Consider the following 12653-nt stretch of genomic DNA (forward strand, 5'->3'; position numbering starts at 1 on the left):
GCTCAGGCGACTCCGAGGTAGGCGTCCTTGATCGCCGGGTCGGCGAGGAGCACCTTCCCGGGGCCGGTCCGCACGACCGACCCGGTCTCGAGGACGTAGGCGCGGTCGGAGCGGGACAACGCCTGCTGCGCGTTCTGCTCGACGAGCAGGACCGTGGTGCCCTGCTTGTTGATCTCGGAGATGATCCGGAAGATCTGCTGGATGATCATCGGCGCGAGACCCATCGAGGGCTCGTCGAGGAGCAGGAGCCGCGGGCGCGCCATGAGAGCGCGGCCGATCGCGAGCATCTGCTGCTCGCCACCCGACATCGTGCCGCCCACCTGCGTGCGCCGCTCAGCGAGCCGGGGGAAGAACGTGAAGACGCGCTCGAGCGTCTCGTCGTGCTCGGCCTTCGAGTCGAACGTCCGCGCGAAGCACCCCATCTCGAGGTTCTCCATGACGGTCATCCCCGCGAAGACCCCGCGCCCCTCGGGCACCTGGATGATGCCCTCGCTGACGCGCAGGTGCGGCTTCATCCGCGTGACGTCCTGCCCGTCGAAGACGATCGAGCCGCGCGCGAGCGGGTGGACACCCGAGATGGCGCGCATCGTCGTCGTCTTCCCGGCGCCGTTGGCACCGATGAGCGTGACGAGCTCACCGTCCTCGACCGTGAGCGAGATGCCGTGGATGGCCTCGATGCGCCCGTAGGCGACCGTCATGTCGGTGATCTCAAGCAGTGGCATCGTCGGGAACCCCCAGGTAGGCGGCGATCACGGCCGGGTCGGTGGTGACCTCTTCCGGTGTGCCGTCGGCGATCACGCGGCCGAACTCGAGGACGACGATCCTGTCCGTCACCCCGCGCACGAGCCGCATGTCGTGCTCGATGAGCAGGACCGTGTAGCCGTCGTCCCGGATCTGACGGATGAGGTCCATGAGGGACTCCTTCTCCGCCGGGTTGAAGCCTGCCGCGGGCTCGTCGAGGCAGAGGAGCTTGGGCTCCGTCGCGAGAGCGCGAGCGATCTCGAGGCGGCGCTGGTCGCCGTAGGAGAGGTTGCGTGCCTTGTCGGTCGCCCGCCCGCCCACTCCGACGAACTCGAGCAGGGCCATCGCGCGGTCCATGCCCTCCCGCTCCTCGTGCCGGTGGCGAGGCGACCGGAAGAGCGCCCCTGGCACGGACGTGCGGTGACGGGCGTCCGTGCCGACGACGACGTTCTCGAGAGCCGTCATCTCGTTGAAGAGACGGATGTTCTGGAACGTGCGCGCGATCCCCATCTGGGTGATCTGGTGCCGCTTGCGGCTCCCGAGCGCGACGCCGTCGAAGAGGACGTCGCCCGACGTGGGCCGGTACACGCCGGTCATCGCGTTGAAGCATGTCGTCTTCCCGGCACCGTTGGGGCCGATGAGCCCGAGGATCTCGCCGCGCCGGATGTCGAACGTCACCGAGTCGAGCGCGGTGAGCCCGCCGAACTTCAGCGTGACGTCCTGCATCTGCAGGAGCGGCTCGCCCACCTCGGCGTGGACCGAGCGGGTCGGGGCGACCATCTCGGCGACGACGGTCGGGTCGGCAAGCTCCGGGTGGACGTCGGCGACGTCGACGGATGCCGGTTCGTCGACCCCGCCACCGGGCATCTCGGTCTCGCGCGGACCTGTGTCGAAGCTCGTCTCGGTCGCGCGGAACGGCTCGCCGTGCTCAGCGCCGGCGCCCATGCCGCCGGGGTCGTGCCTGCTCATGCGGCGTCCTTCCGTGCTGTGCGACGTGCGGTGACGTAGAGCTCGCGCCCGTACGTGAGGAGCTTCTGCCGCACGGGGATGAGTCCTTGCGGCCGGAAGACCATGAGGACCATGAGCGCGACGCCGAAGAAGAGGTAGCGGAACTCGGCGATCTCCGTCCCGTTGATGGGGATGCCGAAGAGCTCGGTGCGGCCGAGGAAGAAGTTCGGCAGGTAGACGATGAGGAACGCGCCGAGGATGACCCCGAGCTTGTTGCCCTGACCACCGAGGACGACGGCGCAGAGGAAGAGCACGGAGTTGATGACGTTGAAGTTCGTGGGGTTCACGAACTGCACCTGGCCCGCGTAGAGCGCCCCGGACATGCCGCCGATCGATGCGCCGATGACGAACGCCCAGAGCTTGAAGCGGAAGGTCGGCACGCCCATGATCTCGGCGGCGTCCTCGTCCTCGCGGATCGCGACCCAGGAGCGGCCGACCCGGGAGCGTTCGAGGTTCCCGACGAAGACGAGGGTGATGAGGATGAGGACGATGCTCAGCCAGTACCACCACACCCCGGAGTTGAGCGTCCCGGAGGATGCTCCGGCGGAGAAGATGCCGTTCGTGTTCTCCTCGCTGATGCCGACCCGCGGGTAGGCCACCTGGGACAGTCCACGACCGCCGCCGGTGACCTCGTCGAGGTTGTCGGCGAGCAGTCGGACGATCTCACCGAAGCCGAGGGTGACGATGGCGAGGTAGTCGCCGCGGAGCCGCAGCGTCGGAGACCCGATGATGAGGCCGGAGATCGCGGTGATGGCCACGGCGACAGGGAGGGCGGCGAGCCACGCCCAGTCGCGGGAGAGCCAGCCCTCGTCGCCGGTCTGGTTCCACGGGCTCGACGGGCTCGTGAGGATCGCGACCGTGTAGGCACCGACGGCGTAGAAGCCGATGTAGCCGAGGTCGAGGAGACCGGCCTGACCCACGACGACGTTGAGGCCGATCGCGATGAGGGCGTACATGCCGAACTGCGCCATGACGGCACCGAAGTTGGTACCGACGGTCGTGAGGACGGGGAGGTTGAGGATGGGCAGCAGCGCGATGAAGATGATGAGCGGGAAGCCCACCACCCACTGGGTCGGGCGTGGGAGCGCGTCCCACCACAACCGCATCGCGTCGCCCACGCCTCCGTGCGGACGGTCGGCGACGCCGGGCTTCTTGCTGCTCTCGGCGGGGGGTGTCGAGGTCACCGGGGTCTCGCTCATGCTCTCGACCTCCCCAACGACTCGCCGAGTATCCCTGTGGGTCGGACCATGAGGACGAGGATGAGGAGGACGAACGCCACGACGTCCCGCCACTCCGTGCCGAAGAGCACCTGGCCGTAGTTCTCCATGACTCCGAGGAGCAGCCCACCGAGCAGTGCTCCACGCAGGTTGCCGATACCGCCGAGCACCGCGGCGCAGAACGCCTTGATGCCGAGGATGAAGCCACCCGAGTAGATGATCCCGTTCGGGACGCGCAACGAGTAGAGCAGCGCCGCAGCTCCGGCGAGCAGCCCACCGATGAGGAAGGTCAGGACGATGATCCGCTCACGCGAGACTCCCATGAGGGTCGCGGTCACGGGGTCCTGGGCGACGGCGCGGATCCCTCGACCGAACTTCGTCCGGTTGATGAACATGTCCGTCGCGAGGGCGAGCACGAGCGCCGAGACGATGATGATGATCGTCACGTTCGTGACGTTCGCGGTGAAGAGCGTGAACTGGGTCTCCGGGACCACCAGCCGGATGGGCTGCTGGGCGTTGACCCCACCGAGGGTGTCGCCCGTGAGTCGCGGGAGGACGAAGTGCACGAACTCCTGCAGGACGAACGATGCCCCGATCGCGGTGATGAGGAAGACGAGCGGCTGTGCGCCCCGCTTCCGCAGGGGGCGGTAGGCCACGCGTTCGAGGCCGACCGCCACCCCACCGGAGATGGCCATGCCCCCGACGAGGGCGATGACGAGGTAGACCACGGTCATCGCGATGCCGAGGTCGTAGGCGTTGCCGCTCGGGCCGAACCCGAGCAGCATGAGCACGGCGTACTGCCCGAACATCCCGATCATGAAGACTTCGGAGTGTGCGAAGTTGATGAGCCGCAGGACGCCGTACACGAGGGTGTACCCGACGGCGACCAGTGCGTACACGGCGCCGTAGGTGAGCCCATCCACGGTCAAGGCCCAGAAGTTTCGTGCTAGCGCTGCGATGTCGAACCCGATGAGGGGTTCGGCCACCACCATGGCGTGGATGAGCCCACCTGACATGTTGTTGTTCTCCTTCTCCGGCTACTGGTCGTGTCGTACCGGAGACGTGCTACTCGACGTTGTACATCCAGATGAGCGCGGACTCGAGCTCGCCGACCTCGTCCCACTTGTAGCTGCGGGCGAGGCCCGAGCCCTCGTAGCTCTTGACGAACTCGACGAGACCGGCACGGTCCGTGACGCCCGAGTCGATGCCGAGGAGCATGATCGTCATGAGGTCGTAGCCCTCGGTGGAGTAGACGCCAGGAGCCTGGCCCGCGCTCGCCTCGTACTCGGCGGCGAACTCCTCAGGCGCCGGACCGCAGGGGCAGGAGAGGACGGCACCCTCGGCGGCGGAGCCTGCCTGGGAGACGAACTGCGGGTCGTTGACGCCGTCCGCGGAGACGAACGGGATCTCGACGCCACCGTCCCGCAGCTGCTGCACGAACGGTGCGGCCTCGGCGTAGTAGCCGGCGTAGAACACGGCGTCCGCGTCGGCGCCGTTGATGATCTGGACGGTCGCGGCGAAGTCCTTGTCACCGGTCTTGACCTCGGCGGCGCAGGACGAGTCGGCCGCGTCTCCGAGGCCCTCGTTAATCTGCTCGGCGAGGCCGATGCCGTAGTCGGAGTTGTCCGCGACGACGCAGACCTTCTCGTAGCCGAGCGTGTCGACGAGGTACTTCGCGACGGCAGGGCCCTGGATCGCGTCGTTGGCGAGACCGCGGTAGAAGGTGCCCCAGCCGTTGGACGTGAGGTCGGGGTTCGTGGCCGAGGCGGTCAGCGTGAGGAGACCGGCCTGGTTGAAGATCGAGCCGGTGGCGTTCGTCTCGCCCGAGAACGCCGGGCCGAGGAGGCCGAGGACGCTCGCGTCGCCGACGATCTGCGGTGCCACCTGGGTGGCCTTCTGCGGGTCGCCCTCGGTGTCGAAGGACTTCAGCTCGACCTGGCAGCCCGCGTTGGCCTCGTTGTGCTTCTCGAGCGCGACCTGGGCGCCGTAGAGGATGTTCTGGCCGAGCGCGGCGTTCGGTCCGGTGAGGGCGCCCGCCATGGCGATCGAGACGCCGGCGCACGTCGCGGACCCGTCACCTGCGGGGTCGGCGGGCTCCATCGCCTCGCCGGCCTCGACCTCGGCGCCGGTCACGTCGATCTGGACGGCCGGGACGATCGACAGGTCGGCTGCCGCGCTCGTGCTGCCGGTGGCGTCGTCGCCCGTGTCGCCTGCCTCTTTCTGACTGCAACCTGCGACGACGAGTGTCGTTGCGAGGGCGAGAGCGAGAGCGCTCGACCTACGACGTGTCTGAGAACGCATTCGGAACCTCCGGTGATAGGGGCCTGCCGCCCGCGGTGCCCAGAGCGTGGCAGCGGGGGGTTTCGGTGGTATGCGGGTGACGTTTCCCACAAGTTACAGCACCAGAGAGTGTTCCAGGTCACAGAACAATCGCGACTTCAGGCAAGAAGCTCGCGAACGTCATCAGCCGTGATACCTGCCGAACCCGCGGTCCCCCCGTCCAGGACGCTCGCGAAGAGCTGCGCCTTCGTCGCCTTGAGCGCCATGACCTTCTCCTCGATCGTGTCCGTCGCGACGAGCCGGTAGACCATGACCTTGCGGTCCTGGCCGATGCGGTGCGCCCGGTCCACCGCCTGTGCCTCGGCCGCGGGGTTCCACCACGGATCGAGCAGGAAGCAGTAGTCGGCAGCCGTGAGGTTCAGCCCGAACCCACCGGCCTTGAGACTGATGAGGAACACCTTCGTCTCGCCCGACGTGAAGCGCTCGATGGTCTCGGAGCGCCGACGCGTCCGACCGTCGAGGTAGGAGTGGTCGAGCCCGCGTGCGTCGAGGCGCTCACGGACGCTCTTGAGGAACTGCGTGAACTGGCTGAAGACGAGGACCGAGTGGCCCTCGGCGACGATGTCGTCGAGCATCTCGAAGAGCACGTCGAGCTTCGTCGCTGGGATGTGCGCGTGCTCGGCGTCGACGAGCGCGGGGTCGAGGCTCGCCTGGCGGAGCACGGACAGCGAGCGGAAGACCGCGAAGCGGTGCTCCTCGAGCGATCCCACGAGGCCGAGCACGTTGGTGCGCTCCCGCTGGAGGTACCTGTCGTAGACCTTGCGGTGGCGAGGGTTGAGCACCACGTCGACGATCTGCTCCTGCTTGGGCGGCAGGTCCTTCGCGACGTCCTCCTTCGCGCGGCGCAGCATGAACGGCCGGATCCGGTCACGGAGCTGGTCGAGCCGCTGGACGTTGCTGTTCTTCTCGATGGGGCGCTGGTAGTACTCGGCGAAGCGCCGCGGGTTCGGGAAGAGGCCGGGGCTCACGACCGAGACGATCGACCACAGCTCCATGAGGTTGTTCTCGAGCGGCGTCCCGGTGATCGCGAGCTTGAAGGGTGCCGCCAGGCGACGCGCGCACTGGTAGGCGATCGACTGGTGGTTCTTGACGAACTGCGCCTCGTCGAGGACGAGCCCCGCCCACGGGAGCGCGTCGTACTCGTCGAAGCCGAGACGGAAGAGGGCGTAGGAGGTCACGACCACGTCGGCGCCTGCCACGAGGTCGGCGAGGTCGACACCGCGACGTGACCGCGTCTCGCTCACGACGGCGACGGTGAGGTCCGGCGTGAACCGGCGCGCCTCGGCCACCCAGTTGCCGACGACGCTCGTGGGCGCGACGACGAGGAACGGCGCCGGCCGACCGTCCGGTACCGCTCCTGCGTCTGGGTCGAGGTCCGTGACCGGATCGATCTCTGCCGCGGCGGCCTCGAGCGCACGCACGTGCGCGACGAGGGCGAGGGTCTGCAGAGTCTTGCCCAGACCCATGTCGTCTGCGAGCACACCGCCCAGGCCGTTGGCATGGAGGAAGGCCAGCCACTCGAAGCCCTCCTGCTGGTAGGAGCGCAGCGTCGCGACCAGCCCCGCCGGCGGTTCCAGCGGTTGCACGCCCTGCCCGTCCGCGAGCGCACCGAGCGCGCTCCGCCACGCTGCGGCCTGCGACCCGACGACGCCGAGCCGGTCGAGCTCGTCGAACAGCGCCACCTGGAAGCGGTTGATGCGCAGGGTGCCGCCCATCGTGTCCTGGAGGGCGCGCGCCTCGTCGATGAGCTCGCGCAGCCGTCCGAACCGGTCCTCGTCGAGCGTGAAGTACGCGCCGCTCGCGAGGAGGATCGTGGACTCCCCTTCTGCGAGGGCGGTGAAGACCTGCGCGAAGGGGACCGTCTGGTCGCCGGCCCGGACGGTGACGCCGAGGTCGAACCAGTCCCGGGAGTCGGGTCGCGGGGTCGCCGAGACGGTCACCTGGACGTCGTGCTCCTCGCGGTACCGGACGGCACCGTCGTCCGCGCCGCGGACGTCGACGACGACATGGGGGTCGTCCTCGGCCAGGTCGAGCAGTGCCGGGAGGACCTCGGTGAAGAGCTGGGCGGTCGCCATGCCGCTGAACGTCTGCGGCCCCGCGTCGAGCATGGGCCGGACGCCGGGCGCAGCGGCGAGGACACGGTCGAGGACCGCCCGCTCGGCGACGGGGTCGCGCGGTCCGTGCGCGGGTCGGTCCTGGGGAGCGGGTGCCGCGAGGTCGCCGCGCCCGAGGGGCACGGTGAACGCGGCCGGTCGGTCCGGGTCGCCGTCGGGGACCCGGTAGCGCCACTCCCACGCGGTGCGTGCGCCGTGCTCGGGCTCGTGGGTCACGGTGAGGCACAGGCTCGGGCGCGGGGGCTCGGGGAGCACGATGGTGGGGTCCACCATCGCGTCGTCGAAGCGGTCGCGCAGCGCGGGGTACACGGTGGTGAGGAAACGCTCCTGGTCGGGTGCCGGGATGCGGACGCTCGTCGCCCGCTGGACGAGGTCGCGCTCTGCCGCGCCGAGCGCCGTGGCCAGCTCGGCGAGGACGATCGGGCCGGCGGACCCCTGCCACGTGTAGAGGCCGGACGCGGGTTCGCCGACGAGAACCGTCCGGCTCGCGTCGAGGACCGCTCCGGCCAGGGTGATCGATGTGCTCACGACGATGTCGTCGCCGTCCCGGTCGAGGTCGACCGCCGTCCGCGCGGGCGTGTCGCTCAGCTCGACCGGGGTCTGCTGGGTGTCGGACTGCACGAGCGGCAGTCCCGCGTGGCGAGCGTCGCGCAGGAGGGCCCAGAGCACGGAGCCCGGGATCTCGGTCACGTACACCCACCCCGGTGGATGGTTGTAGCCGCCGGTGAGGGCGGCGCTCATGGCACCGGAGGACACTCCGTAGAGGGACCGGAGCACCTCGACGTGCTCGCGGCGGTACTCCCCGTGCCGGTACGCCCCGACGAAGCGGAGGTCGGCCCACGTGAGGCCCGACCGGATCCAGCGACCACGAGCGCCCCGGACGACCGGACGCATCCCGAGCCTCGGCGGCGCGTCCTCCTCGTCGGGTGCGTCCGCGCCGCCTCGCCCGTAGTAGCTGCGCTCCGGGAGCGCGTCGGGGAGCAGCTCGAGCTGCAGCGCGATCTCGTGGGTGGACCGCGAGCTGGTGTCTCGTCCCGCCCCGGGGGCGCGGTCGAGCGCGGGTGGGTGCACCACGTCGCCGAGAACGGGCGCGAGTGCCGTCTCCCACGCCGGGCGCGCGACCTCGACGGGCGCTGCGACGCTCTGCGCGGCGACCTCCTGACGCTCGAGGAAGGCCAGCAGGAGCGCCGCGACATGCTTGCAGTCGAGCCGCACAGGGCAGGTGCACCGCCCGTACCGCGGTATCGCCCCGTCGCCGGCACCGGACATCTCGACCGAGGCGACGTACTGCTTCGTCGTCGACCCGGCGATCTGAGCGACGATCCTCGTGCCGTCGGCGTTGCGCGCCACGCTGAGGACGTGGCCCCGGCGTACGTACTCCTCGCCCCGTTCCGCCGTCACGCGCCCGACGAGGCGGGTGACGTCAGCGGGTGTGAACACGTCGACCATTCAACACGACAGGACAGGGCCTACCCGCGCCAGCAGCGGTCGAGCAGGGCTGCGGTCGCGACGGGGTTCTCCTCGGCCGGGCAGTGCCCGGCGGCAGGGATGATCTCGTACGGTGCACCGAGAGCGAGCGCCATCTGCCGCTGCCACTCGGGCGGCCACGCCTCGTCCGTCTCGCCGCGCGCGACGAGCGTGCGGACCCCCGTCGCGCGCAGCTCCTCGGTGCGGTCCGTCGGGTCCCAGAGGATCTCGATGATGCCGCGGAGGTTGTCGGACGACGTCTCCTGCGCACGACGACGCAAGAACGCGTCCCGGTCTCCCAGGACGGCCGGGTCGACGTCCACGAGCTCCGGGTGGTCCCGCTCCCAGAGACCGAGCGAGCCGCTCGCGTCGACGACCCGCAACAGCTCGTTCTTCCCGGCACCCCAGCCGCGCGGTCCGGAGCACAGCAGCACCACGTCGAGAAAGACCTCCGGGCGGGCGATGACCGCGGCGCGCGCGACGAGACCGCCGAAGCTGTGGCCGACCAGATGCACGGGCGCCCCGTCGCCGACGACCGCCACCACCTCGAGCAGGTCACCGGCGAACGCGTCCAGGGAGTAGGACGGCACGCCGTCGGGGGCGACCGAGCCCGCCTGGCCGCGCTGGCTGTACGTCCAGGTGTCCCAGCCGGCGTCGGCGAGCAGCGGCAGGAGCGGTGCGAAGTCGTCCTTCGAGCCCGTGAAGCCGGGGACGAGGAGCACCGTGCCCCGCGCTCGGCCGACAGGCCGTGCCCGCAGCGCGTCGAGCGGCCCCACCACGATCTCGACCACCGTGTCGACTGCAGCCGTCGGGCGTGCGGGAGCGCTCGAGGAGGGCTGCGATGTCATGTCCGAACTCTACGGTGCATGCTTGTCCCTGTGCCCGACCTCCAGATCGCCATCGACGTCGACTCCGGCGTGCCGCCGTACGAGCAGGTCCGGGTCCAGATCATGGACCTCGTCTCTGCCGAGCACCTCCGGGTCGGCGATCGCCTCCCACCCATCCGCGTCCTCGCGGCGGACCTCGGCCTCGCCGCCGGCACCGTCGCCCACGCGTACAAGGACCTCGAGACCTCGGGCGTCGTGACGACCCGCCGCGGCGCGGGGACCGTCGTGTCCCACAGCGCGGTGGCGAGCGACGTCCTCCTCCAGCAGGCCGCCCGGACGTTCGCCGAGCAGGTGCGCAGCGCCGGGCTCGCGGAGACGGTCGTGCTCGACGCGGTGCGTCGCGCCCTGCGCTCCGGCGGCTGAGCCGACCAGCACCGCTGCGCCCGCTCAGGCAGGTGCCGGCACGTCCAGGTGGATGGTGACCCACTCGAAGACGGCCGTGAAGTAGGCCGTCCGCGCGGGCTCGGGCGACAGCGCCAGGTCGTGGATCCCGTCCTCGATCTGCACGACAGAGACGTCCGGACCGATGGCCGGGGCGCGCGCGACGATGTGCCGTACGTCGAGGACGACGTCGACACGGCTGAGGTCGGGGTTGTCGGCGCGGTTGACCCCGCTCTCGGTCGAGCAGCACACGAGGACGGGGCAGCGGACGTCGAGCCCGGCCGCGAGCCTCGCCTGGCCTGCCCGGATGGCCCGCAACCACCCGGTGAGCACCGCCGTCCCGTCGACCGGCTTGTAGCGCTCGTCGATGTCCCACTCGCCACCGGACGCGGCGCGCAGGCTGCGGGAGTACTCGGACGGGCCGTGCTGCACGACGACGTAGCGTGCCCGACGCCCGACGACGTCGAGCACCGCGGTGCCGATCACCCTGTCGAACCACGGACGGTTGAGGTCGAGCCACGGGCTGTTGAGCACGAGTCCGTCGACCGTCTCCCGGCCGGTCGCGCTGTGCGCCCAGAGCGCCGCGACGAGCCCGCCGGTCGAGTGCCCGTTGATGAGGAGGCGGCCGTAGCCCAGCTCGTCGCGGATGACGGCGGTGGCAGCGGCCAGCTCCTCGCCGTACTCGCGCAGGTCCGTGCAGAAGTTCGGCGTCTGGTGCTCGAGCAACGACCGGCCGTAGCCGTGCAGGTCGATCGCGAAGAAGTCGATCCCTCGCTCCTCCCACTCGCGCGCGAGGTGCGTCTGGAAGAAGTAGTCGGCGAAGCCGTGGATGTAGAGGACGGCTGTCCTCCCTGTGCGCGGCGCGCGCGGTGCGTCGTCTGCGACGACCGCTGCGCGGGCTACGAGCGTCGCCACGACCTCGCCCTCGGTGTTCGGCTGCAGCGGGAGCGTCCTCGCGACCCAGTCGTCACCGAGGACGTCCGGCGCCCACGGCGCGTGCGTGCCCGAGCCCGGCTCGGTCATCGCGCCGCCCGCGCCCGGTCGAGGTCGTCCGTCCGGACAGGCAGGAGGAGCGCGAGACCGAGGGCGAGCACCACGATGAGGCCGAGGATCCCCCAGTGCTGGGCGCCGAAGATCATGATGGACAGCGAGAACGCGCTCGGGGCGAGGAAGCTCGCCGCCCGCCCGGTCGTCGCGTAGAGCCCGAACATCTCGCCCTCCCGGCCGACCGGCGTGAGCCGGGCGAGCAGGGCGCGGCTCGCGGACTGGGCTGGTCCGACGAAGACGCAGAGCGCGAGGCCGAAGGTCCAGAAGACCGTCGCGCCGCCGTCGTGCAGCACGAGGACGACGATCGCGGCGATGATCATGCCGACGAGCGACGTGACGATGACGGGCTTCCCACCGATGCGATCCTCGACGTACCCGGCGGCGATGGTCGCGAGGCCTGCCACCACGTTCGCGACGATGGCGAACATGATGACCTCGGACGCGCTGAAGCCGAACGTGACGGACGCGATGATGCCGCCGAAGGTGAACACTCCGGCGAGCCCGTCGCGGAAGACGGCGCTGGCGAGGAGGAACCAGACGGTGCGACGGTCGGCACGCCACAGCGTCGCGACGTCCCGCCCGAGGCTGCGGTAGGCCTCGACCACGCCCACGCGCACCTTCTTCCCGCTCGCCGCGACCTCCGGGACGGCGCGCATGACGGGGATCGCGAAGACCCCGAACCACACCGCGGAGACGAGCACGGCGACCCGGACGTCGAGTCCGTTCTCGGACGTCACCCCGAACCAGCCGACGTCGGGGTTGATGAACCCGACGAAGAGGATGAGGAGCAGCACGATCCCGCCGAGATACCCGGCCCCCCACCCGATGCCGCTCACCTTGCCGAGCGTCAGGGGTGTGGAGACCTGGGAGATCATCGCGTTGTAGCTGACGGACGCGAGCTCGAAGAAGATGTTCCCGAGGGACAGGAGCGCGATCCCGAGGAGCAGGTTCTGCTCGAGCGCCTGCGGGTCCGGCGTGATGAAGAACATCGCCGCGGTGAGGACGACGACCACAGCCGTGTTGATGCCGAGCCACAGGCGTCGCCGGCCCGTGTCGTCCGAGCGCGAGCCGAGGACGGGCGCGAGGACGGCGATGAGGAGACCGGCCGCCGCGATCCCCCAGCCGAGCCAGGAGGAGTGGGTCGCGAGGACCGTGTCGAGGGCGGTCTGTGCGGCCGAGTCCTCGCCGCCGCGCTCGGCGGCGTCGACGACCACCGGGTCGACGAAGGCGCTGCTCGTGAGCCAGCGCGTGAAGACGAACGTGGTGACGACCGCGTTGAACGCGGCCGAACCCCAGTCCCACAGCGCCCAGGAGAGCACGGCGCGACGACCGAGCCGGGTGGAGCCTTCGGGACGGACTTCAGCGTCGACGTTGGTCACGGGAACAGTGTGGCTGCCGCCAGGGACTTTTGTCTCCCCTCGTCCATGCACACGTGCCACGAGGCGCGCCCG

General features: G+C 70.2%; 10 protein-coding genes. 1 reads left to right on the plus strand and 9 read right to left on the minus strand.

Annotated elements, in window-relative coordinates:
- Positions 1 to 2: 2 nt before the first annotated feature.
- The 7 genes from ABKW26_RS12740 to ABKW26_RS12770 form a co-directional block, all read right to left on the minus strand.
- A complete protein-coding gene (locus ABKW26_RS12740) occupies positions 3 to 722 on the minus strand; it encodes an ABC transporter ATP-binding protein (protein WP_348594144.1) in 720 nt (239 codons plus the stop codon).
- The gene (locus ABKW26_RS12745; protein WP_348594145.1) at positions 709 to 1710 is read right to left on the minus strand and encodes an ABC transporter ATP-binding protein; all 1002 of its coding nucleotides are present in this window, start codon (positions 1708 to 1710) and stop codon (positions 709 to 711) included. The genes ABKW26_RS12740 and ABKW26_RS12745 overlap by 14 nt, the downstream gene beginning before the upstream one ends.
- Positions 1707 to 2948 carry a branched-chain amino acid ABC transporter permease gene (locus tag ABKW26_RS12750; protein ID WP_348594146.1) on the minus strand — a complete coding sequence of 414 codons (1242 nt, stop codon included), beginning with the start codon at positions 2946 to 2948 and terminating at the stop codon, positions 1707 to 1709. The genes ABKW26_RS12745 and ABKW26_RS12750 overlap by 4 nt, the downstream gene beginning before the upstream one ends.
- The gene (locus ABKW26_RS12755) at positions 2945 to 3982 is read right to left on the minus strand and encodes a branched-chain amino acid ABC transporter permease (RefSeq protein WP_348594147.1); all 1038 of its coding nucleotides are present in this window, start codon (positions 3980 to 3982) and stop codon (positions 2945 to 2947) included. The genes ABKW26_RS12750 and ABKW26_RS12755 overlap by 4 nt, the downstream gene beginning before the upstream one ends.
- Before the next feature lie 49 nt (positions 3983 to 4031).
- Positions 4032 to 5267, minus strand: coding sequence for a branched-chain amino acid ABC transporter substrate-binding protein (locus ABKW26_RS12760; RefSeq protein ID WP_348594148.1), 1236 nt, complete (start codon positions 5265 to 5267; stop codon positions 4032 to 4034).
- A gap of 137 nt (positions 5268 to 5404) precedes the next feature.
- Positions 5405 to 8860 (minus strand): SNF2-related protein, encoded by a 3456-nt coding sequence (locus ABKW26_RS12765; RefSeq protein ID WP_348594149.1) that lies wholly within the window; start codon positions 8858 to 8860, stop codon positions 5405 to 5407.
- Between the two features lie 29 nt (positions 8861 to 8889).
- Positions 8890 to 9735 (minus strand): alpha/beta hydrolase, encoded by an 846-nt coding sequence (locus ABKW26_RS12770; protein ID WP_348594150.1) that lies wholly within the window; start codon positions 9733 to 9735, stop codon positions 8890 to 8892.
- Between the two features lie 18 nt (positions 9736 to 9753).
- Here ABKW26_RS12770 and ABKW26_RS12775 point away from each other — a divergent pair, with 18 nt between their 5' ends.
- A complete protein-coding gene (locus tag ABKW26_RS12775; protein WP_348594151.1) occupies positions 9754 to 10137 on the plus strand; it encodes a GntR family transcriptional regulator in 384 nt (127 codons plus the stop codon).
- A 24-nt stretch (positions 10138 to 10161) separates the two neighbouring features.
- Here the strand turns inward: ABKW26_RS12775 and ABKW26_RS12780 are convergent, their stop codons facing one another.
- The gene (locus ABKW26_RS12780; protein WP_348594152.1) at positions 10162 to 11178 is read right to left on the minus strand and encodes an alpha/beta hydrolase; all 1017 of its coding nucleotides are present in this window, start codon (positions 11176 to 11178) and stop codon (positions 10162 to 10164) included.
- The gene (locus ABKW26_RS12785) at positions 11175 to 12581 is read right to left on the minus strand and encodes an MFS transporter (protein WP_348594153.1); all 1407 of its coding nucleotides are present in this window, start codon (positions 12579 to 12581) and stop codon (positions 11175 to 11177) included. The genes ABKW26_RS12780 and ABKW26_RS12785 overlap by 4 nt, the downstream gene beginning before the upstream one ends.
- Positions 12582 to 12653 lie beyond the last annotated feature (72 nt).

Source organism: Sanguibacter sp. 25GB23B1 (genome assembly GCF_040012415.1).
Classification (GTDB): domain Bacteria; phylum Actinomycetota; class Actinomycetes; order Actinomycetales; family Cellulomonadaceae; genus Sanguibacter.

Coding starts and splice junctions, on each gene's coding strand:
- ABKW26_RS12750 (WP_348594146.1), bottom strand. CDS start 2,948: ATGAGCGAGACCCCGGTGACCTCGACACCCCCCGCCGAGAGCAGCAAG.
- ABKW26_RS12775 (WP_348594151.1), top strand. CDS start 9,754: ATGCTTGTCCCTGTGCCCGACCTCCAGATCGCCATCGACGTCGACTCC.
- ABKW26_RS12780 (WP_348594152.1), bottom strand. CDS start 11,178: ATGACCGAGCCGGGCTCGGGCACGCACGCGCCGTGGGCGCCGGACGTC.
- ABKW26_RS12740 (WP_348594144.1), bottom strand. CDS start 722: ATGCCACTGCTTGAGATCACCGACATGACGGTCGCCTACGGGCGCATC.
- ABKW26_RS12770 (WP_348594150.1), bottom strand. CDS start 9,735: ATGACATCGCAGCCCTCCTCGAGCGCTCCCGCACGCCCGACGGCTGCA.
- ABKW26_RS12755 (WP_348594147.1), bottom strand. CDS start 3,982: ATGTCAGGTGGGCTCATCCACGCCATGGTGGTGGCCGAACCCCTCATC.
- ABKW26_RS12760 (WP_348594148.1), bottom strand. CDS start 5,267: ATGCGTTCTCAGACACGTCGTAGGTCGAGCGCTCTCGCTCTCGCCCTC.
- ABKW26_RS12745 (WP_348594145.1), bottom strand. CDS start 1,710: ATGAGCAGGCACGACCCCGGCGGCATGGGCGCCGGCGCTGAGCACGGC.